This window comes from Kitasatospora sp. NPDC096140, assembly GCF_040303045.1.
In the GTDB taxonomy this organism is placed as follows: domain Bacteria; phylum Actinomycetota; class Actinomycetes; order Streptomycetales; family Streptomycetaceae; genus Kitasatospora.
Genome location: NZ_JBEOUW010000045.1, coordinates 13,116 through 37,360 on the forward strand (window position 1 = coordinate 13,116; position 24,245 = coordinate 37,360).

Here is a 24,245-nt window from a genome sequence, read left to right on the forward strand (position 1 = left end):
ACCGGGCGGGCCGGCCGCTGCACCGGGCGGGCCGGCCGCTGCACCGGCTGATGCCTGACGGTAAATGAGGTGCGCCTGCGAGAGGGGCCTGGCTAAGGTCTCTCTCGTCCAGGTGCGCAGGCAGAGGTTACTTCCAACTCCCAATTGGGCAGGTCGCGGGTTCGAATCCCGTCATCGGCTTCGGGCCGGTGTAGCTCAGTGGCCAGAGCAGCTTCGTCACCTCAGCCGTCCTCGAACTCTGGACACCCATACGTGAATAGTTCGTCCGCACCTCCCGGTGCGACGGCAGCGGTTACTTCGGTCGAGTGCCCCCCGTGGGCGCGGTGAAGCTGAGTTCCATCGACCGCGGCCACCTTTGATCTCGGGAGGCAGTGCGCTTCGGAGTGCCCGGTGCGCAGGCGGGGGTTACTTCGGATCTTGTGGTTCCGGGTTCGAGTCCCGGGCGTGCCGTGCGCGAGCGCGGGCGCTAGCTCAAATGGACAGAGCACAAGGCATACAAACCTCCGCCGACGTCGGCCGTCCTCGCGACGGTCGGCACGATCTCGGGCACCCCGGACGCAGCACGCCTCCCTCCCACTGACACCGACACGCCGAGGGGGGCTGTCCCATGTCCAGGTTCAACATCCGCAGGGCGAAGGCGGGCCCGAGCTCGCCGGTGGCCACGACCGGACGGCTCACCCGCAACCACAACGGCGGCACCGGCCACGTCCGGGACGCCCGGTCCGAGCTGTTCCTGCTCGCGGTGGCCGACATGGTCGGCAAGGACACCTACTACGAGCGCGGCGGCGAGCGCGACGACCGCTACACCGCGCTGGTGCGCGAACTCGCCGTCTCCGATCCCGAGTGGACCGTCGGGCTGCTGCGCTGGCTGCGCTACGGCGCCCACATGCGCACCGCCGCCCTGGTCGGCGCCGCCGAGTTCACCCGGGCCCGGCTCGACGCGGGTGCCCACGGGCACTCCCGGCAGGCCGTCGCGGCGGTGCTGCGGCGCGCCGACGAGCCCGGGGAGCTGCTCGCCTACTGGACCTCGCGCTACGGCCGGGCGCTGCCCAAGCCGCTCAAGCGCGGTGTCGCGGACGGTGTCCGGCGCCTCTACGACGCCCGCTCGCTGCTCAAGTACGACACGGCGGGCAAGGGTTACCGCTTCGGTGACGTGATCGAGCTGACCCATCCCTCGCCGGACCCGGACAAGCCGTGGCAGGGCGCCCTGTTCGCGTACGCGCTGGACCGCCGGCACCGGCCGGACGAGGCCGTCCCGCCCGCGTCCGAGCCGCTGCTGACCGCCAACCGCGAGCTGCTCGCGCTGCCCGTCGAGGAGCGGCGGGCAGCGGTGACCGCCGAGGACGGCGCCGAGCGGCTGGCCGCCGCCGGGCTGACCTGGGAGGCGCTGGCCGGCTGGCTGCAGGGGCCGTTGGACGCGCCGGTCTGGGAGGCGGTCATCCCGTCGATGGGGCCGATGGCGCTGGTACGGAACCTGCGCAACTTCGACCAGGCGGGGGTGTCGGACGCGGTCGCGGCCGACGTGGCCCGGCGGATCTCCGACAAGGGTGAGGTGCGGCGCTCGCGCCAGTTCCCGTTCCGCTACCTGTCGGCTCACCGGCACGCGCCCTCGCTGCGCTGGGGGCACGCGCTGGAGACCGCGCTCGGCCACTCGCTGGCCAACGTGCCGGAGCTGCCGGGCCGGACGCTGGTCCTGGTGGACCGCTCGGGCTCGATGTTCGACCGTTCCGGCGGCCCGACCGAGCTCAACCGGGCCGACTCGGCGGCGATCTTCGGCACCGCGCTGAAGGTCCGTGCCGCCGACGCGGACCTGGTCGAGTTCGGCACCACCAGCCGGGTGGTCAAGGTCGGCCGGGGCGAGGCGGTGCTGCGGGTGCTGGATCGTTTCTCCAGCCTCGGCGGCACCAACACCGCCGACGCCGTGCGCGCCCACTACCGCGGCCACGACCGGGTGGTGATCGTCACCGACGAGCAGACCGGCCCGAACCACTGGGGCGGCGACCCCCTCGCCGCCGTCCCCGCCCACATCCCCGTCTACACCTGGAACCTGGCCGGCTACGCGCCGGCCCACGGCCCCAGCGGCGGCGCCCACCGCCACACCTTCGGCGGCCTGAGCGACGCCGCCTTCCGCCTCATCCCGCTCCTGGAGGCCGGGGCGAACGCCCACTGGCCCTGGGAGGAGTGAGGGGGCCGGCGGCCCGCGCGGTCGCCGGCCGTCCCGCAGCCACGGTCGTGGGGGCCGGGGCTGCGGGACGGGACCGCACCGGACACCCGGCGGGGCCGTGCCCGGCATCGGGCACCGCCGGGGGCGGGCGGCCGGGAAGGGATCCACGGGGGTGGTTCCTTCCCGGCCGCTCGCCGTTCCCGCGCGGGCCGTTCGCACTCTCGACCCGGCCCGGCCGCCGTGGCAGCATCGGCGGCGGTGGGGGCGGCCGGGCGAGGCGAGGAGCCTGTGGTGGCGGACGAGATCGATGTGCTGGTGGTGGGCGGCGGGATCGTCGGGCTGGCCACGGCGTACGCGCTGACCGGGGCGCGGCCGGGGCTGCGGGTCGCGGTGCTGGAGAAGGAGACCGGCTTCGCGGCGCACCAGACCGGGCGCAACAGCGGGGTGATCCACAGCGGCGTCTACTACAAACCGGGTTCGTACAAGGCCCGGTTCGCCGTCGAGGGCGCCGCCGAGCTGGTGGCGTTCTGCCGCGAGCAGGGCATCCCGTACGAGGTGACCGGCAAGCTGATCGTGGCCACCGGCGCCGCCGAGCTGCCCCGGTTGGCGGCCCTGGCGGAGCGCGGACGGGCCAACGGCATCCCGGTCACCGAGCTGGACCGGGCCGGGATCGCCCGGTACGAACCGGAGGTGTCCGGGCTCGCCGGGCTGCACGTCGGCACCACCGGCATCTGTGACTTCCCCGCCGTCGCCACCGCCTACGCCCGGCTGGCCCGGGAGGCCGGGGCCGAGCTGCGGCCCGGCAGCGAGGTCCGGACGGTGGCGCGGCGCAGGGACGGGGTGACGGTGGGCACCGCCACCGGCGAGCTGCGGTGCCGGGTGCTGGTGAACTGCGCCGGGCTGCACAGCGACCGGATCGCCCGGATGGCCGGGGACGAGACCGGGGTGCGGATCGTGCCGTTCCGCGGGGAGTACTACGAACTGGCCGAGCACCGGAGGGACTTGGTGCGCGGCCTGGTCTACCCGGTGCCCGACCCGGCGTTCCCGTTCCTCGGTGTGCACCTCACCCGGGGGATCCACGGGGACGTCCACGTCGGCCCGAACGCGGTGCCCGCACTGGCCCGCGAGGGCTACGACTGGCGCACCGTCCGCCCGCGCGACCTGGCCGGGACCCTGGCCTTCCCCGGCACCTGGCGGATCGCCCGCCGGCACTGGCGGTACGAGCTGGGCGAGCTGCACCGCTCGCTGTCCAAGCGGGCGTTCACCACGGCCGTCCGACGGCTGCTGCCCGCCGTCTCCGCCGAGGACCTGGTGCCGGCCACCGCCGGGGTGCGGGCCCAGGCGGTGGCCCGGGACGGCTCGCTGCTGGACGACTTCGCCTTCGCCGGCTTCGACCCGCAGGACCCGCGCTCCCCGCGCCGCGCGGTGCACGTGCTGAACGCGCCCTCCCCGGCCGCGACGGCCTCGCTGCCGATCGGCCGGGAGGTGGCCCGGCGGGCCCTGGCCGCGCTGGAGGCGGGCGGATGAGCCCCGTCACACACCCCGCCGGGGGCCCCGCACGGCCCCGTAGACTCGGGGGATTGTGACTGCCACCGCCCCGATCCCCCAGCCCTCGCCGTCCGCCCGGCTCTCCGCCGCGCCGGCCGGCTACCCCGCGCCGATGTACCCGCACAAGGCCACCGAGGAGCAGCACCGGGAGCGTCGCATCCGCAGCTTCCAGCCGCGCCGGGGCCGGATGACCAACGCCCAGGCCGGCGCGCTGGACCGCGGCTGGGAGACGTACGGCATCCCGATCGACGGCACCCCGCTCGACCTGCGGGAGCTGTTCGGCGAGCTGCCGGTGACGCTGGAGATCGGCTTCGGCATGGGCGAGACCACCGCCGCGATGGCCGCCGCCGACCCGGGCACGGGCATCCTCGCCGCCGACGTGCACACCCCGGGCCACGGCAACCTGCTCGGCCTGCTGGAGCGCGACGGCTCGGACAACGTCCGGCTGGCCGCCGGCGACGCGGTGATCCTGCTGCGCGACATGCTCCCGGACGCCTCGCTGGCCGGCCTGCGGGTCTTCTTCGCCGACCCGTGGCCCAAGCCCAAGCACCACAAGCGCCGGCTGGTCCAGGAGTCCTTCCTCGACCTGGTGCTGCCCCGGCTCGCCCCCGGCGCCCTGGTGCACTGCGCCACCGACTGGGAGCCGTACGCGGAGCAGATGCTGGCGGTGCTGTCCGCCTCGCCGGAGCTGGAGAACCTGCACCCCGAGGGTGACGGGACCGGCTGGCTGGAGCCCGCGGACCACCCGGACGGCAGCATCCCGGGCTACGCACCGCGACCGGAGTGGCGGCCGGTCACCAAGTTCGAACGGGCCGGGATCGCCAAGGGCCACGTGGTCCACGACCTGCTGTTCCGCCGGCGCTGACCCACCGGCCGCCGTTCGAACGGCGGCCGCGCGGCGGCCGTACGGACGTGCCCCGAACGGACGTTTCGTCCCGAGTCCTCCCGACGGGCGGCTGCCGTGGCCTACCCTGTGCCGCATGGGCAGCCCGTCCGGCGGCGGGTCCCGGCCGACCGCCCTGACGACGGTTCGGACGGCTGTTCGGGTCGCCGCCGACGCACCGGAGACGGTCCCGAGCACCGGCGACACCCGGACGATCCCGGGGCCCCGGTGGCGCCGGGACCGACGGCTGCTGCCCCGGCCGGGGGGCTCGTCACCGCCGACCGTGAGGCTCCCCGCCACCGCTTCCGCCGCCGTCGGCGCAGCCGACGCCCCCGGAGGACCGCCGGGCCGCAGCCGCTCGACGGTGCTCTCCTCGGTCACCGCGACCGCCGTTCTGGTCCTGCTCGGCTGCGGCGTGCTGATCCTGCACCTCGTCCAGCGGCAGACCGGCACCGTCGGACTGCTGGTCGGCCTGGGGCTGGCGATGGTGCCGCTGCCCTTCGTGCTGGGCGGTCTGGCCTGGCTCAACCTCACCGCCCGGGTGCCGCTGCGGCACACCGCGTTCTGCCTCGCCTGGGGCGCCTGCGCCGCCACCACCGTCGCCATCCTCGCCAACAACTGGACGGCCAGCTACCTGACCAGGCACCGGGGCCCGCTCGGCGCGCTGCTCGGCGCCGGGATCGCCACCCCGGTGATCGAGGAGACCGCCAAGGCCACCGCCCTGCTGGTGCTGCTGCTGCCGCTCGGCCGACGACTGCGCTGCCGGGGCCTCCGCACCGGGCGCCCCTGCGCGCCGCTGCTGCACCGGTCGCCCGCGCCCCGGCGCCCCCGCCCGTACCCGCGCCGCGAGGTCGGGCCGCACGCCCGGGGCCGGCTGGGACTGCGCCCCTACCTGCGGCCGCTGCCCTACCTCTGCCCCGCCCCGCCGTCCGGCGGCGCACCGCACCGCCGCTCCCGGCCCCGCACCCTGGCCGCCGGGGTGGTGCTCGGCGGGACGACCGCCTGCGGCTTCGCCTTCACCGAGAACGCCCTCTACCTGGGACGGGCCTTCACCAGCGACCAGCGGCAGCGGCTGGACAGCCTGGGCCTCGGCGATCCGCCCAGCCTGCGCGACTTCGACAGCACCGTGCAGACCTTCGTGCTGCGCGCCCTGCTCTCGCCCTTCGCCCACCCGCTGTTCACCGCGCTGACCGGGATCGGCCTGGCCGTCGCCCTGACCACCGGGCGGCGCTGGCTCGCCCGGCTGGCCGCACCGACCGGGCTGCTGCTGGCGATGGTGCTGCACGGCACCTGGAACGCCGCCGCCGACCTCGGCACGCACGGCTTCCTGGTGGTGTACGCGGCGCTGATGGTGCCCTGCTTCGTCGCGCTGGTCTGCTTCGCGGCCTGGGCGAGGGCCCGCTCGGCCCGGCACGGGGTACGGGGTGCCCGGCAGGCCGCCGGGCACCCCGCCGGGGGCCGCTGAGGCCCGCGGCGGGGGTGCGCCGGGCCCGCGGCGGGGGTGCGCCGGGCCCGCGGCGGGGGTGCTCGCAGAACCGATTTCCCATCTCGGCGACTTCCACGTATTGTTGTGTTCACCGACGCGGGGTGGAGCAGCTCGGTAGCTCGCTGGGCTCATAACCCAGAGGTCGCAGGTTCAAATCCTGTCCCCGCTACTCAGTAGCACGAAAGACCCGGAGGACTCGTCCTCCGGGTCTTTCGCGTTTCCGGGTACACGGAGAGCACGGTCCTGCCACGAAGCTGTAACAGCGGCGGATTGCAAGATCCCCCGTCCGGCGTCTGACCCATACTGAGGAAAAATTCATCCAGTTGGGGGCGGCCCGGGGCCACCCCCGGGACAAGGAAGCACCAATGCTCTCGAAGCGCCTGGTCAGCACCGCCGCGATCTGCCTCGTCCTGGCAGCCGGCACCGCCGCGTGCGGCGACACCAAGGGCGACAGCAAGGGTGGCGGCGACTCCAAGGCGGCCGCCTCGCAGAAGCTCGACACCGACAAGCTCAGCGCGCAGGACATCGAGAAGCAGGCCAAGGACGCCCTGGCCGGCGCCACCGCCCTCAAGATCAGCGGCAACATGGTCGACGAGGACGGGAAGATGGAGCTGAACCTGTCCCTGGACAACAAGAGCCAGTGCACCGGCACCATGTCGATGCCCGGCATGGGCAAGTTCGAGATCATCAGCGACGGCAAGACCTCCTACGTCAAGCCGGACACCGCCTTCTGGACCAACCTCGGCGGCCCGAACGGCGCCCAGGCGGCCGAGCTGTTCAAGGGCCGCTACCTGACCGGCTTCGACACCGACCCGGAGATGAAGTCCCTCTCCAGCGTCTGCAACCTGGCCGACTTCAGCAAGAAGATCACCGAGGACGACGGCACCGAGAACAAGGTCGAGAAGGGCTCCGCCGGCAACGTCAACGGCGTGAAGACCTTCAGCCTCAAGTCCACCGACTCCAAGGGCGGGGTGTCGACCATCCACGTCGCCACCGAGGGCAAGCCGTACCCGGTCCGGATCGAGCACACCGGCGGCACGGACGGCAGCGGCCAGATCGACTTCTCCGACTTCGACAAGCCGCTGACCATCCAGGCCCCGTCGGCCGACAACGTCATCGACTTCGCCAAGTTCAAGAGCCAGTTCAAGACCGCCTGAGCGACGCGCCCGGATAAATCCGTTGCCGTCCCGACAGTGGCCTGCCTATGGTGGCGGCACACTGAAAGGAGGTGATCCTGAGTTGAGTACGACCAGGATGCGTGAGGTGGCTGCTCGCTAGAGCCGCCCCTGCCTGCGCGGGGTGAGGCCCCTGGCCTCCGGCAGGCGAAATCCATAGCAGTCACCCGGCCCGCAGGCTCACCGGTACATCCCCGGTGCCTCGGCGCCAGGCCAGTGCACGGGCCGGCGTCGCAGGAGCAGCCTGCGGGCTGTCTGCGTTTTCGGGGACCGTCGGTGTTTTCACGGGTCTTCCTGTCGTAGCCGGGGCGTGCTCCGGGCGTTTCCGTGGTGGGGCCGCGGCGCTAGAGTCGGCGCGGGGTTCCGGAGCGGAGCGGCACGGACACAGGGGGTGGGCGATGGCGGGGTCGCGGCGGCCGGGCGGCAGGTCGGCGATGGGCACGGCGCAGTGGGGTGCCGCCGGCGCACTGGCCGGGACGGGACTGATCGGACTGCTGCTGTTCGCGCTCGGCCGGGACGAGACCTGGCAGGCGCTCGGCGGGGGCCTGGTGGTGACCGGGGCCTCGACGGTGCTCGGCGGCGCGCTGGGCTTCCTGTTCGGGGTGCCCCGGGTGCGCGGCGGCTCGGACCAACCGCAGGGCTCGTACGCGCCGAACACCAATCTGGAGCAGGTCTCGGACTGGCTGACCAAGGTGCTGCTGGGCGTCGGACTGACCCAGCTCGGCTCGCTCGGCGAGCGGCTGCACGAACTCGGGTCGGCGCTGGCGCCGGTGCTCGGCGGGGGCGACTCCGCGGTGCCGTTCGCGGCGGCGCTGGTGCTCTACTTCCTGGTCCTCGGCTTCCTCGCCGGCTGGCTGGTGACCAGGCTCGCGCTGCCCCGGGTGCTGAACGACGCCGACCGGGCACTGGACCTCTTCCTCGCCGGGCAGGACCGCGACCGGCACGGCGACAAGGTCGGCGCCGACGACCTGCGGGTCCGCGCGATGCAGCAGCTCGGGCTGCTGGGCGGCAGCGCCGAGCACCCCGCCGCGCTGGCCGGGCAGCTGCCGCCGGCCTCGGGCTCGCCGGCCGGGCCGGAGGGCGTGGTGGCCGAGGTCCGTTCGACCGCGCGGCGCTCGGCACTGACCGCCGACCAGGTGCGGGGCCTCTTCACGGACGGCTCCGAGGGACGGCGGATCCAGGCGCTCGCGCTGATGCAGGGCGACCCCGCCCTGGCGGACCTGACGAGCGTGCTGGACGCGATCGAGCACCCGCGCTCGGGCTTCGAGCAGTACCACGCACTACTGGCCGCCCGGGGACTGCTCTCCCGGCTGCCGGCCGCCGAGGCGCAGCGGCTGCGGGACGCGGTGGCGGCGCAGCTGGTCGACCCGCGGGGCATTCCGTACGGGTCGGACCGCAGTTGGCTGGCGGAGAAGATCCTCTCCCGGCTGCAGGTGACGGCCTTCGTGCCGGCGCAGCCGGTGGGGTCGGCGCCCGCGGCGGCGCCCGCAGCAGCGGCCTCCCCAGCCTCCCCGGCCTCCCCGGACGCGGCGGCGCCTTCGGCTCCGTCGTCCTCCGGTGCTGCGGGCGCGTCCTAGACGGTGAAGCGCAGTTCGGGCTGCTCCCACGGGGTCCTGGGCTGCGGCGGCCGGGTGCCGGTGCGCTCGGCGCCCACCCGGAGGTAGAAGCGCTCGGCGGGCGGGTGCGACACGACCTTGACCGAGGTGATCCCGGCCGCCCGGGCACGGTCCAGCATGTCCGCGATCAACTGCCGCCCGACGCCGAGCCCCTGGGCCTCGTCCGCGACGAACATCAGGTCCAGCTCGGCCGGTTCACGGATCAGCGCGTAGAAGCCGAGCAGGCGGTCGTCGGTGCTGTCCACGGCCATCCGCACCTCGTGCCGCGCGAGGTAGTCGGGCGTCACCTGGTAGCCGTCGATCATCGCGAAGTACTCGCCGCGGTAGGCGCCGGAGGCCTGGATCAGCCCGGTGAGCCGGGCGGCGTCGGCCGCTTCGGCACGCCGGATCGTCATGTCGGTCATGCGGCGAGTATAGGCGGCCGTATAGGGGCGCAGGTCGCTAGTGGCCATTACATGCCGAGCGACCCCGCCCGACGGCGGTGGTCGGCTGCCCTCAGTACCAGGACGCGGCGGGTGCGGCCGCCCTCGGCCGGGGGGACGCGGTGGACCTCGCTGGCGATGCGGCGCTCGCCGAGCGCGTGGCGCAGGGGGTCGAGGTGGGGGCAGCGGCGGCCCCGGGCGTCGCACAGCGGTTGGACGCGGACCTCGCCGTCCGGGGAGGTGACCCGGACCAGCTCGGTCAGGGCGGCCAACTGGCGCTCGGGGCCGAAGAGTTCGGGGTAGGCGAAGAGCAGGTAGCCGCTCAGGGTGAGGGCGAAGGTGCCGTCGGCGAAGGGCAGTCGGGGCAGCGCGGCGGCGACGTACCGCTGCGGGTGCGCGGCCGAGTCGGCGGCGAACAGCCGCCGGGCGCGGTCCCAGCTGCGCAGGTAGCGCTCGGGCCGGTGGGGGTGGGGCGGGGGGTAGAGGTACGGGCGGTCGGCCATCGCGGTGGCCATCGCCGCCCGGGCGGCCCGGGCGCGGGCCGCGACCACCGGCAGCGGCAGCGCGTACGCCGGGTCGGCGGCGATCACCCGGCAGCCCAGCTCGCGCGCCTCGGCGGCCAGGCCGGCCGCGCCGCCGGGGCAGTCCAGCAGCGGCCCGGGCAGCGCGGCGAGCCGGGCCCGGGTGAGGCCGAACAGCGCGCAGTACTCGTCCAGCGGACGGGAGGTGACCAGGACGTCCCGGGGTTCGGAGGGAGCCCGTTCGAGGGGGAACCGCTCCTCGGGGAACCGTTCGGTGGGAAAGCCTTCGGCGGCCACCCGGCCATCCGAACACGCGTCGGCCCCGCCCGCACCCGGAGGGCGGACGGGGCCGGACGGAGCGGAACGGGGCCTGACAGCCGGGGCCCGACGGGCCCCACAAGCCCGACGGCCGGTACCGGCTCAGCGGCCGAGCAGACCCTGGGCGGCGGCCCGGTTGACGTTGGTCAGACCGCGGACCAGCTGCGCGGTGAGGAACACCAGCACCACCCCGACCAGCGAGACCGCGGCGATCTGCCACACCCCCTCGATGTAGTAGACGTGCCGCACGTGGTGGCTGTCGGTGTAGTCGAACACCTGGTACCCGCGCCAGTCGGTGAAGGTCGGGAAGACCCAGTGGTAGACGGGGTAGAGCGCCATCGCCCAGCCGACCAGCAGGAACACCAGCGTCATGGTGAAGCTGAAGATCGCCCAGGGGAACATCACCACCTGGTGCAGCGCGGCCTTCCAGCCCGCCGGGTCCGCCAGCCGCGCGGTGACCGCCCCCCAGCTGCCCGGGCGGACCCGCCGCGCCGGCTTCGGGCCGGGGACGTCCAGGGCCAGCATGCCGCGCACCCGGGCCCGCTCCAGCCGGCCGAAGCCCCGGCCGGCGACGGTCAGGGCGGCCAGGACGGGCAGGCCGAGGGCGGTGACGAAGGTGCCGAGACCGAGGCAGAACAGGGTGATCGCGACGGCGAACCCGGCGATCGCCACCGGCAGGCCGGTGAGCACGTACCCGATCTCGCGGTAGTAGTGCGCGGAGAACGGCGCCGCCAGGAAGGCCGGCGGCTGTTCCGTCCGGTGGGCCCGGTCGGGACGCGGGTCGGCGTCGTACCCGCCCAGGACGTCGAACTCGTGGTCCAGTGTGCTTCGGCTGCTGCTCATCTCCCGGCCCCCGGCCCTTCGTTGTGACGGTCGTTCGCGTTCCCTGACGTCGTCCAGTCTGGTCGAACGGCCGGGGCCCGGGGCATCCGGAGGCCTGGCGGATCGGAGGTGGGGTTAACCCCCCTCCCCTTCGGGCCGCCGCTCGGCCGGACGGCGGTCGGCCGGGCCCGGCCACGCGTCGGCGAGCAGCACGTAGTGGTCCGGGCCGGACCGCTCGCCGTCCGGGAGCCGGTCCTGCCGCGCCCGCTCCTCCGGCCGGAACCCGAGCCCGGTGAGCACCGTGGCGGCGGCCGCGTTGGCCGCCTCGGCCCGGGCCGTCAACCGGTGCAGGCCCAGGACGCCGAAGCCGAGGTCGCAGAGCAGGGCGGTGACCTCGCGCCCGTGGCCGCTCCCCTGGAACTCGCGGCCGAGGACGCAGCCGAGGTCGGCGGCGCCGTGTTCCCCGAGGGTGAGCGAGGCCTGGCCGATCGGGGTCGCGTCCCGCGGGTCCTCGGCGTCGGCGAGCCTGGTGACGGCGAGCCGGTAGGTGTCCCGCTGCTCGGCCATCGCCTCCTCCAGGTAGAGCTCGATCTGGTCGGCGCAGGTCTCGCGGTCGTGCGGCTCGAACGGCAGGTGCCGGGTGACCTCCGGGTCGCCGAACAGCGCGTGCAGGGCGTCCACGTCGCCGTCGGTGTGGTGGTACTCGCGGATGGCCAGCCGGGGGCCGGTGAGTCGTACGGGGACCATGGCTGCCGACCCTACCCGCCCCCGGCGGCTACCGTTCGGACTATGAACGACGAAGACCTGCGGCTCGCCCCGCGCACCAGGGCCGCCGACCTGCTCGCCTGGGCGGCCGAGCAGGGCCGCACGCCGGTGGCCGAGGGGCCGCTGCACGCGGTGCTGGCGCTGCTGGAGCTGGGCGAGAGCAGGATGCACGACGGCTGGCCCGAACTGACCTCCGACGCGGTGGAGCACCTGCTGTACGAGCGCCTCCACCTGTACGTCCAACCCGCGCCCGAGGAGGACCCGCTCGCGTACGGCGAGGCGGTCCGGCTGCTGATCGACCACCAGCGGGCGGCCCGGCGGCTCAACGCCAAGCGCCAGGAGCGGCTGCACGCCGAGGCCGAGTGGCAGGGCGAGGTCGCGGCCGGGCTGCTGCGCCGCGCCGACCTGGTGACCTGGCCCCGGCTGTACGCGCTGCTGCTGCACGCGCACGGGGTGGACGTCGCGGACGGGGCGGCGGTGCGGGACTGGCTGACCGGCTTCGCCGGGCTGGCGGAGGAGGAGCGGCTGGCCGCGTACGAGGCGCTGGTGCCCACCGGCTGGCTGGACGAGCCGGACGAGCAGGGCTGGGGACCGGGACGGGTGCTGTCGGTCGGCATGGCCACGGACGGCGCCCGGCGGCTGCTGGAGCAGGGCCTGATGCGGCGCAGCTACCGCAACCTGGCCGAGCTGACCGCGCTCGGGCGCCCGATGCCGGACGAACTGGCCGGGGACTTCGGGCACTTCGAGGACGCGGCGGTCGACGCGGCGCTCGACCTGTTCGGGGAGTGGACGGTGCCCGGGCTGCCGCGGCTGCTGGTGGCGGAGTTCCCGGAGCTGGCGCCGGAGCCGGGCCAGGAGGAGATCGACGCCTACCTGGCGCAGCTGCCCGCCGAGGAGTAGCCGCCGTGGCACCCGGAAGCCCCCGGCCGCGTGCGGCCGGGGGCTTCCGGGTGACTGTTGCGGGCTTCCGGGAGGCCGCTACGGGCCTCCGGGTGTCCGTTACGGGTTGAGGCCGTGCTGCTGGAGCCAGGGCTCCGGGTCGACCGGGGCGCCGCCGCCGGGGCGGACCTCCAGGTGCAGGTGCGGGCCGGTGACGTTGCCGGTCGCGCCGACCTTGCCGATCTGCTGGCCGGAGGTGACCTTGCCGGAGCCCGCGATGATCGAGGAGAGGTGGCAGTACCAGATCTCGGTGCCGTCGGGCAGGGTCTCGACGATCCGGTAGCCGTAGGAGCCGGACCAGCCGGCCGAGGTGATGGTGCCCTGGCCGAGCGCGTAGACCGGGGTGCCGGTGTCGGCGGCGAAGTCCAGGCCGGTGTGCAGGTTGGCCCAGTAGCGGGCGCTCTGGCCGTAGTGGGCGGAGAGCCGGTAGTCCTTCACCGGGAGGGTGAGGGCGGCGGCCCGCTTGGCCTCCGCCTCCTCGGCGGCGCGCTTGGCCTCGGCCTCCTTGGCGGCGGCCTTGGCCTCGGCCTCCTGCGCGGCCTGCACGCGGGCGGTCTCCTCGGCGGCGGTGCGCTGGCTGTCGGCCTGCTGCTGGATGCGGGCGGCGAGCGCGAGGCCGGGGTCGGCGGAGAGGGCGACCGGCGTCTCGTCCGGGGCCTCGACGGCGGGTGCGGCGGCCGGGGTGGCCGAGGCGAAGCCGGTGGCGCCCAGGGTGGCGGCGACGGCGGTGACGCCGAGCAGCGGGGAGGTGCCGCGGACCTGGCGCGGCATCCGGTGCCGGTTGGTCTCGGCCTCCGGGCCGAGGGCCTCGGGGCCGTCCGCACCGGGGTGGTCGAGGAGCTGGGTACCGGCTGCGGGGCCGGCCGGGTGTGCCGGAGTGTGCGTCGACGCCACGGAGGCGCGCTCCTTTCCTTCCTTCGCGCCTACCGGGTTAGCTGACGGGTTCGGAGCAGGAAGGTCTCCTACGGCCGGGCCGGGGCCCCGCCGATTCACCCCAAGGAACGTGGTTCCCCGGCTCCCTGACCTGCCCGGAGGCCGGCCGGCGGGATTAGGCGACGGCGCACGGTGCCGTCTGGGTACGGCGTTGACAACCGCGCTGCGTTATCAAACGTTAATCCTAGGACGCTCTGATTCCAAGCCATCCGTCCGGGACGGCCGTGGAGCGAGTGATAGGACGTCAACGAACGCCCCTTCGACACGAGCACCCCATCTGAGTACTCCTACTCATGTGCGGCCCGGTCGGGCGGCCGCATCCTGACGCCATGAGCGCACCGATGCAGAACCGCACGACGGCCGCCTACTACATCCAGGCCATCCTCTCCTTCGCCCTGTCGGGCACGGCCCTCGCCGTCGGGATCGCCTACCTGCCGGTCGGCGGGTGGACCCGGGCGTTCCTCGGGATCGGCCTCCTCTACACCGTCAGCTCCGCGTTCACCCTGGCGAAGGTGGTCCGGGACCGGCAGGAGACGAACGAGATCGTCAGCCGGGTCGACCAGGCCCGGCTGGAGAAGCTGCTCAGCGAGCACGACCCGTTCAAGGTCGAGGGGGTCTGAGGCGGGCCGCCCGACACCCCCTCCCCCCTCCGCCGCGGTCGAGCACTTGACGGCTAAGGCTATTAGCCTTAGCTTTATGGCTATCGGCAGCACCGCCGATGCCCGCAGCGGAGGACCGAGGAGGCCCACCATGAACGCCACCATCACCCCGGACACCCAGTACCTGACCCTCCCCGGCGGGCGGATCGCCTTCGACGACACCCGGCAGGGCGACGGCACCCCCGTCGTCCTGCTGCCCGGCATGCTCGACAGCCGCGCCGCGTACCGGCACCTCCGCCCGCTGCTCGTCGCCGCCGGCCACCGGGTCGTCACCATGGACCTGCGCGGCTTCGGCGAGTCGTCCATCGCCTGGGACGACTACGGCCCCGCCGCCATCGCCGACGACGTCCTCGCCCTGCTCGACCACCTCGGCATCGAGCGCGCCGTCCTCGCCGGGAACTCCTACACCGGCGCGACGGTCGTCAAGGTCGCCGGGGACGCGCCGGAGCGGGTCGCCGGGATCGTCCTGATCGACGCCTTCGTCGAGAACCCGCGGCCCGGCGCCCTGATGCGCGGCGTGCTCGGCCTGATGGGCGCGGCGCTCGTCCACTGGCCCGCCTTCTGGGGCTTCTACCTGCGCCGGATGGCCTTCCCCGGCGCCAAGCCCGCCGACTTCGACGCCTACGTGAACGGGCTGGTCGCCGCGCTGCGCACCCCGGGCCGCAAGACCGCCACCCGCGGGTACGTCACCGGGAACTCCTCGCCGGTCGGCTGGACGGCCGCCGTGCGGTGCCCGGCGCTGGTGGTCATGGGCAGCAAGGACCCCGACTTCCCGAGGCCGGAGCTCGTCGCCGACCGGCAGGTCGCGGCACTGGGCGCGCGGAAGGCGATGATCGAAGGGTCCGGGCACTACCCGATGGCCGACGACCCGCAGGCCACCGCGGACGCCCTGCTGCCCTTCCTCGCCGAACTCGCCTGACCGCCCGACCGCCGGTCCACCCGGCCCACCCGGCCCACCCGGCCCACCCGGCCCGCCACCGGCCCACCACCGGCCGGCCACCGGGCCGACCACGGCGGGACCACCGCCCGACCGCCGCCGACTCCCGCACGAGAGAAGCCCGAAACCATGCCCCGCATAGGACTGACCCCCGACCAGGTCGTCGACCACGCCATCGCCCTCCTGGACGAACAGGGCACCGAAGCCCTCACCCTCGCCGCGGTCGCCGCCCGGGCCGGCGTCGCCACCCCTTCGCTGTACAAGCACGTCAGCGGTGGCCTCGCCGAACTGCGGCGGCTGATCGCCGTCCGGGTCACCGGGGAACTGGCCGACTGCCTCGCCGCCGCCGCGGTCGGCCGCAGCGGGGACGACGCCGTCGCCGCCGTCCTGCGCGCCTACCACGCGTACGCCACCGAGCACCCGCACCGCTACAACGCCCTCCCCCAGGCCCCGCAGCCCGACGACGACCTCGCCGAAGCGGCCGCGCGACTCGTCGGCGTGATCATCGCCGTCCTGCGGGAGTACGGGCTCGACGGCTCCGAGGCGATCCACGCCGCCCGGACCGTCCGCTCCCTGGCCCACGGCTTCGCCTCCCTCAGCACCGCCGGTGCCTTCCGGCTCGCCGAGGACCTCACCACCACCCAGGACCGCCTCATCGCCACCCTCACCACCGGCCTCCGCGCCTGGCCCGCCTGACGAGCCGCCCACGCACCCGGCGGACCGGCGGACACGGGGCGTCGAGCCGGCCGACCCCCCGCGCCGCCCCGACGGAGGACGGGTGGACGCCGAGAGAAAAACGCCGGGGGAAACGCCGGGGGAAACGTCGGAGGGAGGCGCCGAGGGAAGACGCCGCCGGCCCCGCGGATCCGCTTTCGCGACACCCTGCACACAGGCCCCACACATCCCAGGGCGCGAACCGGCCATCGGGTGGGTTCGGGACGGGTGGCGGCCGACCCGGCGGAGCCGCCCCGAGGGCTTGCCCCAGAGGGCGATCGGGGACGAACGAGTCCGGAATGCGGGCGGATTGACTTGATTTTGACGAGATCCGGTCACTTGGCGAGATCCGTTCACACCTTCGTAGGATCATCACCCTAGAATTCGCCGCGTGACGATGACTCAGTGGTCAGTAACGGCAACCGGCGTGCTCGCCGTCCTCGCCCTCGTGGCCGCCGCGCGCTACCACGCCGTGTCCGTCACCCAGCGCGGCCGCGCCGACCGGCTGCAGCACGAACTCGCCCGGCTCCAGGAACAGCTCACCGCCGAACTCTCCCGCCGGGGCGTGGACCTGGCCGCCGTCCAGCACGAGCAGGAACTCACCGCCTCCACCCAGCGCGCCTTCCTCAGCGTGGCCCGCCGGATCCTGGTGATGGCCCACGACCAGCAGGCGCTGCTGGACGAGATGGAACGCACCCACGACGACCCGGCACTGCTGGAGGGCCTCCTCAAGGCCGACCACGCGGCCGCCCAACAGGCCCGGCTGGCCCAGACCCTGGCCGTGCTGTGCGGCGCCCGGGCCGGCCGGCACTGGCCGGAGCCGGTCACCCTGGAGGACGTCGTCCGCGGCGCCCAGTCGCGCATCCTGCCGTTCCAGCGGGTGGTGGTCCGCAGCCGGATCGAGACCGCGGTGGTCGGCGCCGCGGCCGAGGCGCTGATCCACGCGATCGCCGAGCTGCTGGACAACGCCACCCGCTACTCCCCGCCCAGCACCCAGGTGTTCGTCACCCTGATGCCGGTGCACAACGGCGCCGTCATCGAGATCGACGACGGCGGCGTCGGCATGCCCGAGCAGGCCGTCGCCAAGGCCGCCGCCGCGCTCGCCGGCGGCAGCACCCTGGAGGTCTCCCGCCTCGGCGAGGTCCCGCAGCTGGGCCTGGCCGCGGTCGGCCGGCTCGCCGAGCAGTACGGCTTCCGGGTCACCCTCAGCTCGGCGCCCTCCCCGTACGGCGGTGTCCGCGTGGTCATCCTGCTGCCGAACGCGCTGCTCACCGAGCCGCTGCCGCCCACCGTCCCCGGCTTCGGGCCGGGCGACCCGGCGTTCAGCCCCGGCCCCGGGCCGGCCTCCCCGGCCGACCACCCCCTGCTGGAGACCCCGCCACCCGGCCGGGCCCCGGTCGGCGGCGACACCCCACCGCCGCTGCCCCGCCGCAGCCACCGGCGCGACCGCGCTAACCGGCCCGCCCAGCACGCCGCTCCCCCGCCGCCCGCCCCGCCGTACCGCTCGGCCCGGGACGCGCAGACGTTCATGGCGATGTTCCAGGCCGGGACCGCCAGCGGCCGGTCGGCCGCCCGGGGCCAGGGCCGGAACGCACCCGGCCCCTCCTGACCACACCCGCACCGCTTCCCCCGACTCCCCCCGACTCCCCAGCGCTCCGGAGAACTCCATGACCACCACGCCTGATCTCGGTTGGCTGCTCGCCGACATCATCAATGTCCCGCAGGTCCAGCACGCCGTCGTCGTCTCCAACGACGGCCTGGAGATCGGCCGCAGCGCGGGCATCGCGCGCGAGGACGCCGAACGGCTCGCCGCCGCCTGCTCCGGCCTGCAGTCCCTGGCCCGCGGCGTCGCGACGGGCTTCGGCGGACCGGGCAGCGCCACCCGCCAGATCATCATCGAGTACGGCGGCGGCTACCTCTTCATCGTCGCCGCCGGGGCCGGTGCGCACCTGGCCGTGGTGACCAGCGAGGCGGTGGACGCCGGCCTGGTCGCCTACCAGATGCAGGTCCTGGTCGAGCGGATCGGAGCCCACCTCACCAGCCCGCCGCGCGTCGACCACGCGGCGGGGGGCCACCGGTGAGCGGGCCGGTCCGGCCGTACGTCATCACCGGTGGCCGCAGCCGCTCCACCCGCCCCGAGCTGGCCCTGGAGAGCCTGGTCAGCGCGTTACCCGAGCCCCCGGAACTGCCCGAGCACGTGCTGCTGAACCGTGAGCACCGGCGCATCCTCGGGCTCTGCCACAGCCTGCTGTCCATCGCCGAGGTGGCGGCCCACCTGGGGCTGCCGCTCGGCGTCGTCAAGGTACTGGTCGGGGACCTGTGGGACCTCGGCGCCGTGCAGGTGCTCCCACCCGTCCCGCAGGCCGAACGCCTGCCCACAACCCTTCTGGAAGAGGTGCTCGTTGGCCTCCGCCAACTCCGCTGAAGCCGCCCCCGGGGCCGCCGGGTCCGCCGACGGGCCGCAGTACCTGCCGTCCTCGGTGCAGGGCGCGGTCAAGATCCTCGTCACCGGCCCGTTCGGGGTCGGCAAGACCACCCTGGTCGGCTCGCTGAGCGAGATCACCCCGCTGCGCACCGAGGAGACCATGACCGCCGCCAGCAGCGGCGTCGACGACCTCACCGGGCGCGGCGGCAAGACGACCACCACGGTCGCGCTGGACTTCGGCCGGATCACGCTCAACCCCCGGCTCGCGCTGTACCTGTTCGGCACCCCCGGGCAGCAGCGGTTCTGGCCGCTCTGGGACGACCTGTCGCGCGGCGCGCTCGGCGCCATCGCCATGGTCGACCTGCGCCGGCCGGACGAGAGCTTCGACGTCCTCGGCCGGCTGGAGGAGCAGCGCATCCCGTTCGCGGTGGCGGTCAACACCTTCCCGGACACGCCGAGTTACCCGGAGGAGGAACTGCGCACGGCGCTGGACCTGCTGCCGGACGTCCCGATCCTGTTCTGCGACGCACGCGACCGGCGGCAGTCCTACGACCTGCTGATCGACTTCGTCGACCACCTGCACCGCAACTCGATCCTGGAGCTGCAGGGATGAACGCCTCCGACCCCGGGGCCGCGGGCGCCCACGGCTGCCCCGTCGCCCACGGCGGCAGCCTGCCCGGCGGCCTGCCGGTGGGCGTGCCGCTGACCCCGCTGCACGGCACGGCAGTCGCCGAGGACCCGCACGGCCTGTACGCCCGGCTGCGCGCTCACTACGGCCCGGTCGCACCGATCGAGCTGGAGCCCGGCGTCGAGGCCTGGCTCGTCCTCGGCTACGCCGAACTGCTCGAACTCACCCGCAACGAGGCGCTGTTCTCCAAGGACTCGCGCCGCTGGCGGGTGCCCGCCGAGGGCCGGCTGGCCGCCGACTCCCGGCTGCTGACGATGACCGCCTGGCGCCCGACGCTGCTCAACCTGGACGGCGCCGAGCACCAGCGGCTGCGCTCCGCCGTCTCGGACACCCTCGCCCAGATCGACCACCACCAGCTGCGCGGCACCACCGAGGCCGCTGCCAACGGCCTGATCGACAGCTGGGGGCCGGACGGCACCGCCGACCTGATCGCCCAGTACGCGCGGCGGCTGCCGCTACTGGTCTTCACCCAGCTGATCGGCCTGTCCGCCGAGGCCGGGCCCCGACTGGTCGAACTGATCAGCCACTTCGTGGACAGCAGCGCCGAGTCCCAGCGGGCCGGCGCCGAGTTCCAGGCGATCCTGGTCGACCTGGTCCGGCGCCGCCGGGCCGCGCCCAGCGCCGACCTCACCTCCTGGCTGCTCGCCCACCCGGCCGGGCTGACCGACGAGGAGGCGGTGCACCACCTGGTGGTGCTGATGGTCGCGGGCAACGAGACCTCGATCAACTGGATCGGCAACACCCTGCGGCTGCTGCTCACCGACCGGCGGTTCCGGGCCACCCTCACCGGCGGCCGGCTCACCGTGTCCGACGCGCTGGAGGAGGTGCTCTGGCGCGACCCGCCGACGCAGAACTTCCCCGGCCGCTGGGCCACCGGCGACACCGTGCTCGGCGGCCAGTACATCAGCGCCGGCGACATGCTGGTCCTCGGTCTGGCCGCGGCCAACGCCGACCCGGCCGCCCAGGGCGTCTCCGCCGCCGCCCAGGGCTCGCTCGGCGGCAACCGGGCGCACCTCGCCTGGGGCGCGGGCCGGCACGTCTGCCCGGCCCAGCACCCGGCCCGGATCATCGTCGAGACCGCCGTCGAGACCCTGCTGCACCGGCTGCCCGACCTCCAACTCGCCGTCCCGCCTGGCGAGCTGTCCTGGCGCCCGTCCCCGTGGTCGCGGGCCCTGACCGCCCTGCCGGTGCTGTACAGCGCCTTCACCCCGCCCCGCCCGCCAGCCCCCGAGAGGCCCGCATGGACACCGCCGTCGATCCCGCAGGAGCCCGACCCGAGCCCGTCCGACTCGACCCCTTCGGAGGCGACCAGCACGGAGAGAACGCCCGACTCCGCGCGGCCGGCCCCGCGGTCCTGGTGGAACTCCCTGGCGGGGTGGTGGTCTGGGCGATAACCCACCACGACACCCTCCAGACGCTGCTCGCCGACCCCCGCGTCGGCAAGAACCCCCGGCTGTGGACGACCTTCCGGGAGGGGCGGCTCCCGGAGGGCTGGCCGCTGACCAACTTCGTCTCCGTGCCCGGCATGGTCACCGCCGACGGGGACGACCACCGGCGGCTGCGCGGACTGGTCTCCCAGGCGTTCACCCCGCGCCGGATAGCCGCCCTGGCACCGGCGATCGAGGCCAGGACGATCGCGCTGCTCGACCGGGTCGCCGAGCTGGAGGGCGAGTTCGACCTCCGCGAGCACTTCGCCTACCCGCTGCCGATGCAGGTGATCGGCGAACTGCTCGGCCTCGCGCTGGAGCAGCAGGACCGGCTGCACGAGCTGTCCGACACCCTGGTCTCCAGCTCGGCCACCCCGGCGGCGGCCGTCGCCGCGCAGCGGGACCTGAACGCGCTGCTGGCCTCCGTGGTGGCCGCCAAGCGGGCCGCGCCCGGCGACGACCTGACCACCGACCTGATCGCCGCCCGCGAGGCCGGCCCGAGCACGGACCGGCAGCAGCTCAGCGAGGCCGAACTGGTCGGCACGCTGCTGCTGATGCTGGTCGCCGGGCACGAGACCACGCTCAACCTGATCACCAACGCCGTCCGCGCCCTGCTCGCCCACCCGGACCAGCTGCAGCTCGTCCTGGACGGCGCGCAGCCGTGGTCGGCGGTGGTCGAGGAGACGCTGCGCTACGACTCGCCGGTCGGGCAGTTCCCGCTGCGCTACGCGGTCGAGGACATCGAGGTCGGCGACGTGGTCATCCGGCGTGGCGAGGCGCTGCTGGCCTCGTACGCGGCGGCCGGGCGCGACGCCGGGCACCACCCCGACGCCGACCGCTTCGACCTCACCCGGCAGCCCGCCCGGCACCTGTCGCTCGGCCACGGCCCGCACTTCTGCCTCGGCTCCGGGCTGGCCCGGCTGGAGGCCGAGACGGCGCTGCGGCACCTGTTCGGGCGCTTCCCCGGGCTGGCCGTGGCGGAGGGCCGGACGAACGAGCCGATCGCGTCGTTCGTCAGCAACAGCGTGCGGACCCTGTGGGTGACCGTCCGGCCCGCCGGGTGACCTGAGGGCGGCCCGGTCGTTCGGCAGTGCATGACGAACCACGGCACCAAGAACGACGGCACGCACGGCACGAGGAGCCACGGCATGAAGAAGCTCGCCACCCTGGCCGCCCTCACCATGGCGGGCCTGGCCCTCGCCGCCCCGGTGGCCTCCGCCACCACCCAGACCGCCACCTCGCCGGACGCCACCGGGGGCCTGACCGACGGCCTCAACCTCTCCCCCGCCGACCTCGCCCTGCAGACCGCGGGCAAGCTCCCGGTGGTCGGGCACGCCGCCAACGAGGTCGAGGCCGTCGGCACCAACCAGATGAGTCACCCGGGGCTCAGCGGGCAGATCGGCTGACGGGCGTCGGCGGCGCCCCGGGCCGACCGGCCGGTGCCGGGCGGCCGGCTGTCCCCCCGAACGGTCGGCCGCCCCCGGTCCGGGCCCGGTGCCGGAATCCGGCCCGGTCCCGGGGTTCAGTCGGAGAAGAGCCCGTTGAGCTCCGGGTACGTCAGCCCGCCGTCGAGAGCGCCGTACGTACCGCTCGTGTACAGCTCCTCGGCGGCCCGGCGGACCGCCGCGTACGCCGCCTTGGCCAGGCCCGGGCCGAGGCTGATCCGGGCCACGCCGAGCTTCGCCAGGTCGGCGACCGACGGGGAGCCCGGGCCGGCCAGCACGTTCAGCGGCGCCGGGACGGCCGCGACCAGGGCGGCGATGGTCTCCGGGTCGGCCACGCCGGGGACGAACACGGTGTCCGCACCCGCCTCGACGTACGCCCGCAGCCGGCGGACGGCCTCGTCCAGCCGGCCCTCCGGGGCTCCCGTGCCGTGCAGGAACACGTCGGTGCGGCCGTTGACGACGAGCGGGACACCGGCTTCGTCCGCCGCCGCCCGGGCCGCCGCGATCCGCTCGGCGGCCTCCTCCAGGGGGCGTCCGCCGTCCTCCAGGTTCACCCCGACGGCGCCGGTGGCGAGCAGCGCGGCGACGGTCTCGCCGACCCCGGCGGCGGTGTCCGCGTAGCCGCTCTCCAGGTCCGCGGTGACCGGCAGGTCGACCGCCCGGACCACCTGGGCGGTCCGGGCCAGCACCTGCTCGCGGTCGGCGCCGCCGCCGTCCGGGCTGCCGAGCGACCAGCACACGCTGGCGCTGGCCGTCGCCACCGCGCGCGCCCCGGCGACGGCCACCAGACGGGCGCTCGCCGCGTCCCACACGTTCGCCAGCACCAGCGGCTCGCCCGGGCGGTGCAGCTCCCGGAGCAGCCGGGCCTTCTCCTGCTGGGTCGTCACGTCGTCGGCCCTCACTTCGCGGCCGGGCTCAGGCGGGTGCTCACGCCGATCCGGTTCCAGGCGTTGATGGTGGCGATCAGCGCGACCAGCTGGGCCAGCTCCGTCTCGTCGAACTGCTCGGCGGCCTCGGCCCACACGGCGTCCGGCACGTGGCCCTGGGTCAGCAGGGTGACCGACTCGGTGAGGGCCAGGGCGGCGCGCTCGCGGGCGGTGAACCAGGGGGTCTCGCGCCAGGCCGGGAGGGAGAGCAGGCGGTGCTGCTGCTCGCCCTGCTTCACGGCGTCGGTGGAGTGCATGTCGATGCAGAAGGCGCAGCCGTTGACCATCGAGGCGTGCAGCTTGACCAGCTCGACGATGACCGGGTCCAGGCCGGTGCGGGCGGCCTGGTCCACGGCGACCATCGCCTGGTAGTAGGCGGGGGCGAGCTTCGGGAGCGCGAGGCGCTGGGCCGGGGCGGGCACGTGCGCACCGGCCGCCGCGTCGGGGGTCGGCAGGCTGTCGTTCGTCGTCATGATCACCAGCCTAGGAGCGCGGTGGCCCGTCGCCGTGGTGCATTCGGCACCGGGTTCCTTGGGCCATTTCCGGCGTACGAACAGCCGTGCGAGGATCGCTGACAGGACGAGGTCAGGGGGCCAGGGTCGTGTGCACGGCGTTCGTCAGCATCGAACCGGGGGCGGCGGTACCGGTACTGCTGCTGTCCGTCCGGGACGAGTACCTGGGGCGCGCCTGGCTGCCGCCGGACCACCACTGGCCGGACCGGCCGGAGCTGCTCGGCGGGCTCGACCTCGCGGCCGGCGGCACCTGGCTGGCCGTCGACCCCGCCCGGCGGACCGCCGCCTGCCTTCTGAACGGCTTCGGCCCGCTCGCCCCCGCCGACTCCCGGCGCACCCGGGGCCGGCTGCCGCTCACCGCCGTCACGGAGAGCGGGATCGGCCACCTCGACCTGACCCCGTACGACCCCTTCCACCTCGTCCTGGTCCGGCCGGACGGCGCCCGGGTCGCCAGTTGGGGCGGCGGCCGGCTCACGGAGCACGAACTGCCCGCCGGCCTCAGCGTGGTGCTCAACGACGGACTGGAGGGCCTGGCCGCCAACCGCGCCGCCTCCGAGCGGATCAGCGCGCTGATGGCCGCGCGCGCCGCCCACTTCCGGGCCCGCTTCAGCGCCGCGCCCCGCCCCGAGCCGACCGGCGCCGGGCCCGCCGCGCGGGCCTGGGGGGCGTGGCTGCCGATCGTCAGCGGCGACGGGCTGGCGCCGGACGAGGACGCGGCGCTCGTCCAGCGCCGGGACTTCGGTGACGGGCGGGTCTGGGGCTCCTCGTCGATCTCGCTGCTCGCGCTCGGACCGGACCGGCTGCGGTACGACTTCGCGGCCGCGCCGGTGGCGCCGGACGGGCCGGACGGCTCGGGCTGGCGGCGGATCGCGACGGACTGACCCGGGCCTGTCCGCCTCGGCCCGCGCGGCCCGGCACGG

At 74.7% G+C, this 24,245-nt stretch carries 25 protein-coding genes, 1 tRNA gene and 1 riboswitch; of the genes, 19 read left to right on the top strand and 7 right to left on the bottom strand.

Annotated elements, in window-relative coordinates; genetic code table 11:
* Nucleotides 1-607 precede the first annotated feature (607 nt).
* From ABT048_RS33635 to ABT048_RS33665, 7 genes are all read left to right on the top strand, one after another.
* Nucleotides 608-2,185, top strand: coding sequence for a TROVE domain-containing protein (locus ABT048_RS33635; RefSeq protein ID WP_350525374.1), 1,578 nt, complete (start codon nucleotides 608-610; stop codon nucleotides 2,183-2,185).
* A 267-nt stretch (nucleotides 2,186-2,452) separates the two neighbouring features.
* On the top strand, nucleotides 2,453-3,691 hold the full coding sequence (gene lhgD / locus ABT048_RS33640; protein ID WP_350525375.1) for an L-2-hydroxyglutarate dehydrogenase: 1,239 nt from the start codon (nucleotides 2,453-2,455) through the stop codon (nucleotides 3,689-3,691).
* A 55-nt stretch (nucleotides 3,692-3,746) separates the two neighbouring features.
* Nucleotides 3,747-4,577 (top strand): tRNA (guanosine(46)-N7)-methyltransferase TrmB, encoded by an 831-nt coding sequence (gene trmB, locus ABT048_RS33645; protein ID WP_350525376.1) that lies wholly within the window; start codon nucleotides 3,747-3,749, stop codon nucleotides 4,575-4,577.
* A gap of 301 nt (nucleotides 4,578-4,878) precedes the next feature.
* A complete protein-coding gene (locus tag ABT048_RS33650; protein WP_350525377.1) occupies nucleotides 4,879-6,060 on the top strand; it encodes a PrsW family intramembrane metalloprotease in 1,182 nt (393 codons plus the stop codon).
* 116 nt (nucleotides 6,061-6,176) lie between these two features.
* Nucleotides 6,177-6,250 (top strand) — tRNA-Met (locus ABT048_RS33655).
* A 196-nt stretch (nucleotides 6,251-6,446) separates the two neighbouring features.
* Complete coding sequence (locus ABT048_RS33660) at nucleotides 6,447-7,238, top strand: hypothetical protein (RefSeq protein WP_350525378.1); 792 nt, start codon at nucleotides 6,447-6,449, stop codon at nucleotides 7,236-7,238.
* A 452-nt stretch (nucleotides 7,239-7,690) separates the two neighbouring features.
* Nucleotides 7,691-8,833 (top strand): hypothetical protein, encoded by a 1,143-nt coding sequence (locus tag ABT048_RS33665; RefSeq protein ID WP_350525379.1) that lies wholly within the window; start codon nucleotides 7,691-7,693, stop codon nucleotides 8,831-8,833.
* On the opposite strand, the gene ABT048_RS33670 is transcribed toward ABT048_RS33665, so the two are convergent.
* The 4 genes from ABT048_RS33670 to ABT048_RS33685 all read right to left on the bottom strand — a co-directional run bounded on the left by ABT048_RS33670 (nucleotide 8,830) and on the right by ABT048_RS33685 (nucleotide 11,702).
* On the bottom strand, nucleotides 8,830-9,276 hold the full coding sequence (locus tag ABT048_RS33670) for a GNAT family N-acetyltransferase (protein ID WP_350525380.1): 447 nt from the start codon (nucleotides 9,274-9,276) through the stop codon (nucleotides 8,830-8,832). The two genes, ABT048_RS33665 and ABT048_RS33670, sit on opposite strands and share 4 nt — an antisense overlap.
* Nucleotides 9,277-9,323: 47 nt before the next feature.
* The gene (locus ABT048_RS33675) at nucleotides 9,324-10,112 is read right to left on the bottom strand and encodes a class I SAM-dependent methyltransferase (protein WP_350525381.1); all 789 of its coding nucleotides are present in this window, start codon (nucleotides 10,110-10,112) and stop codon (nucleotides 9,324-9,326) included.
* Between the two features lie 123 nt (nucleotides 10,113-10,235).
* Nucleotides 10,236-10,976 carry a sensor domain-containing protein gene (locus ABT048_RS33680; protein ID WP_350525382.1) on the bottom strand — a complete coding sequence of 247 codons (741 nt, stop codon included), beginning with the start codon at nucleotides 10,974-10,976 and terminating at the stop codon, nucleotides 10,236-10,238.
* Nucleotides 10,977-11,090: 114 nt separating this feature from the next.
* Nucleotides 11,091-11,702 carry a GNAT family N-acetyltransferase gene (locus ABT048_RS33685; protein ID WP_350525383.1) on the bottom strand — a complete coding sequence of 204 codons (612 nt, stop codon included), beginning with the start codon at nucleotides 11,700-11,702 and terminating at the stop codon, nucleotides 11,091-11,093.
* Nucleotides 11,703-11,744: 42 nt separating this feature from the next.
* Between ABT048_RS33685 and ABT048_RS33690 the strand changes: the two genes are divergently transcribed.
* Entirely contained in the window at nucleotides 11,745-12,620 is an 876-nt protein-coding gene (locus tag ABT048_RS33690) for a hypothetical protein (protein WP_350525384.1), read from the top strand.
* Between the two features lie 99 nt (nucleotides 12,621-12,719).
* On the opposite strand, the gene ABT048_RS33695 is transcribed toward ABT048_RS33690, so the two are convergent.
* Complete coding sequence (locus ABT048_RS33695) at nucleotides 12,720-13,553, bottom strand: M23 family metallopeptidase (protein WP_350525385.1); 834 nt, start codon at nucleotides 13,551-13,553, stop codon at nucleotides 12,720-12,722.
* A 12-nt stretch (nucleotides 13,554-13,565) separates the two neighbouring features.
* Nucleotides 13,566-13,724, bottom strand: a riboswitch (cyclic di-AMP (ydaO/yuaA leader).
* A gap of 197 nt (nucleotides 13,725-13,921) precedes the next feature.
* Here ABT048_RS33695 and ABT048_RS33700 point away from each other — a divergent pair.
* The 10 genes from ABT048_RS33700 (at nucleotide 13,922) to ABT048_RS33745 (ending at nucleotide 21,848) form a co-directional block, all read left to right on the top strand.
* Nucleotides 13,922-14,212 carry a YiaA/YiaB family inner membrane protein gene (locus tag ABT048_RS33700; RefSeq protein WP_350525386.1) on the top strand — a complete coding sequence of 97 codons (291 nt, stop codon included), beginning with the start codon at nucleotides 13,922-13,924 and terminating at the stop codon, nucleotides 14,210-14,212.
* A 130-nt stretch (nucleotides 14,213-14,342) separates the two neighbouring features.
* Nucleotides 14,343-15,170 carry an alpha/beta fold hydrolase gene (locus ABT048_RS33705; protein WP_350525387.1) on the top strand — a complete coding sequence of 276 codons (828 nt, stop codon included), beginning with the start codon at nucleotides 14,343-14,345 and terminating at the stop codon, nucleotides 15,168-15,170.
* 147 nt (nucleotides 15,171-15,317) lie between these two features.
* Entirely contained in the window at nucleotides 15,318-15,884 is a 567-nt protein-coding gene (locus ABT048_RS33710; protein ID WP_350525388.1) for a TetR/AcrR family transcriptional regulator, read from the top strand.
* Nucleotides 15,885-16,299: 415 nt separating this feature from the next.
* Nucleotides 16,300-17,511 (top strand): ATP-binding protein, encoded by a 1,212-nt coding sequence (locus ABT048_RS33715; protein ID WP_350525436.1) that lies wholly within the window; start codon nucleotides 16,300-16,302, stop codon nucleotides 17,509-17,511.
* Between the two features lie 58 nt (nucleotides 17,512-17,569).
* Nucleotides 17,570-17,983 (top strand): roadblock/LC7 domain-containing protein, encoded by a 414-nt coding sequence (locus tag ABT048_RS33720; RefSeq protein WP_350525389.1) that lies wholly within the window; start codon nucleotides 17,570-17,572, stop codon nucleotides 17,981-17,983.
* Nucleotides 17,980-18,327, top strand: coding sequence for a DUF742 domain-containing protein (locus ABT048_RS33725; protein ID WP_350525390.1), 348 nt, complete (start codon nucleotides 17,980-17,982; stop codon nucleotides 18,325-18,327). Before ABT048_RS33720 ends, ABT048_RS33725 begins: the two co-directional genes overlap by 4 nt.
* Entirely contained in the window at nucleotides 18,305-18,940 is a 636-nt protein-coding gene (locus ABT048_RS33730) for a GTP-binding protein (RefSeq protein WP_350525391.1), read from the top strand. The genes ABT048_RS33725 and ABT048_RS33730 overlap by 23 nt, the downstream gene beginning before the upstream one ends.
* Entirely contained in the window at nucleotides 18,937-20,409 is a 1,473-nt protein-coding gene (locus tag ABT048_RS33735; protein WP_350525392.1) for a cytochrome P450, read from the top strand. Before ABT048_RS33730 ends, ABT048_RS33735 begins: the two co-directional genes overlap by 4 nt.
* Complete coding sequence (locus tag ABT048_RS33740) at nucleotides 20,373-21,506, top strand: cytochrome P450 family protein (protein ID WP_350525393.1); 1,134 nt, start codon at nucleotides 20,373-20,375, stop codon at nucleotides 21,504-21,506. The genes ABT048_RS33735 and ABT048_RS33740 overlap by 37 nt, the downstream gene beginning before the upstream one ends.
* 84 nt (nucleotides 21,507-21,590) lie before the next feature.
* On the top strand, nucleotides 21,591-21,848 hold the full coding sequence (locus ABT048_RS33745; RefSeq protein ID WP_350525394.1) for a hypothetical protein: 258 nt from the start codon (nucleotides 21,591-21,593) through the stop codon (nucleotides 21,846-21,848).
* Nucleotides 21,849-21,964: 116 nt separating this feature from the next.
* On the opposite strand, the gene ABT048_RS33750 is transcribed toward ABT048_RS33745, so the two are convergent.
* Both ABT048_RS33750 and ABT048_RS33755 read right to left on the bottom strand, forming a co-directional pair.
* Nucleotides 21,965-22,774 (bottom strand): isocitrate lyase/PEP mutase family protein, encoded by an 810-nt coding sequence (locus tag ABT048_RS33750; protein ID WP_350525395.1) that lies wholly within the window; start codon nucleotides 22,772-22,774, stop codon nucleotides 21,965-21,967.
* 11 nt (nucleotides 22,775-22,785) lie between these two features.
* Nucleotides 22,786-23,286, bottom strand: a complete 501-nt coding sequence (locus tag ABT048_RS33755; RefSeq protein ID WP_350525396.1) for a carboxymuconolactone decarboxylase family protein — start codon at nucleotides 23,284-23,286, stop codon at nucleotides 22,786-22,788.
* 128 nt (nucleotides 23,287-23,414) lie between these two features.
* Between ABT048_RS33755 and ABT048_RS33760 the strand changes: the two genes are divergently transcribed.
* A complete protein-coding gene (locus ABT048_RS33760; RefSeq protein ID WP_350525397.1) occupies nucleotides 23,415-24,206 on the top strand; it encodes an NRDE family protein in 792 nt (263 codons plus the stop codon).
* The last annotated feature ends 39 nt before the right edge of the window (nucleotides 24,207-24,245 follow it).

Bases quoted from the DNA above. Each gene is read 5' to 3' on its own strand.
- ABT048_RS33635 (WP_350525374.1), top strand. From the start codon at position 608: ATGTCCAGGTTCAACATCCGCAGGGCGAAGGCGGGCCCGAGCTCGCCG.
- ABT048_RS33660 (WP_350525378.1), top strand. From the start codon at position 6,447: ATGCTCTCGAAGCGCCTGGTCAGCACCGCCGCGATCTGCCTCGTCCTG.
- ABT048_RS33665 (WP_350525379.1), top strand. From the start codon at position 7,691: ATGGGCACGGCGCAGTGGGGTGCCGCCGGCGCACTGGCCGGGACGGGA.
- ABT048_RS33670 (WP_350525380.1), bottom strand. From the start codon at position 9,276: ATGACCGACATGACGATCCGGCGTGCCGAAGCGGCCGACGCCGCCCGG.
- ABT048_RS33680 (WP_350525382.1), bottom strand. From the start codon at position 10,976: ATGAGCAGCAGCCGAAGCACACTGGACCACGAGTTCGACGTCCTGGGC.
- ABT048_RS33685 (WP_350525383.1), bottom strand. From the start codon at position 11,702: ATGGTCCCCGTACGACTCACCGGCCCCCGGCTGGCCATCCGCGAGTAC.
- ABT048_RS33690 (WP_350525384.1), top strand. From the start codon at position 11,745: ATGAACGACGAAGACCTGCGGCTCGCCCCGCGCACCAGGGCCGCCGAC.
- ABT048_RS33700 (WP_350525386.1), top strand. From the start codon at position 13,922: ATGAGCGCACCGATGCAGAACCGCACGACGGCCGCCTACTACATCCAG.
- ABT048_RS33705 (WP_350525387.1), top strand. From the start codon at position 14,343: ATGAACGCCACCATCACCCCGGACACCCAGTACCTGACCCTCCCCGGC.
- ABT048_RS33710 (WP_350525388.1), top strand. From the start codon at position 15,318: ATGCCCCGCATAGGACTGACCCCCGACCAGGTCGTCGACCACGCCATC.
- ABT048_RS33715 (WP_350525436.1), top strand. From the start codon at position 16,300: ATGACTCAGTGGTCAGTAACGGCAACCGGCGTGCTCGCCGTCCTCGCC.
- ABT048_RS33720 (WP_350525389.1), top strand. From the start codon at position 17,570: ATGACCACCACGCCTGATCTCGGTTGGCTGCTCGCCGACATCATCAAT.
- ABT048_RS33735 (WP_350525392.1), top strand. From the start codon at position 18,937: ATGAACGCCTCCGACCCCGGGGCCGCGGGCGCCCACGGCTGCCCCGTC.
- ABT048_RS33745 (WP_350525394.1), top strand. From the start codon at position 21,591: ATGAAGAAGCTCGCCACCCTGGCCGCCCTCACCATGGCGGGCCTGGCC.
- ABT048_RS33755 (WP_350525396.1), bottom strand. From the start codon at position 23,286: ATGACGACGAACGACAGCCTGCCGACCCCCGACGCGGCGGCCGGTGCG.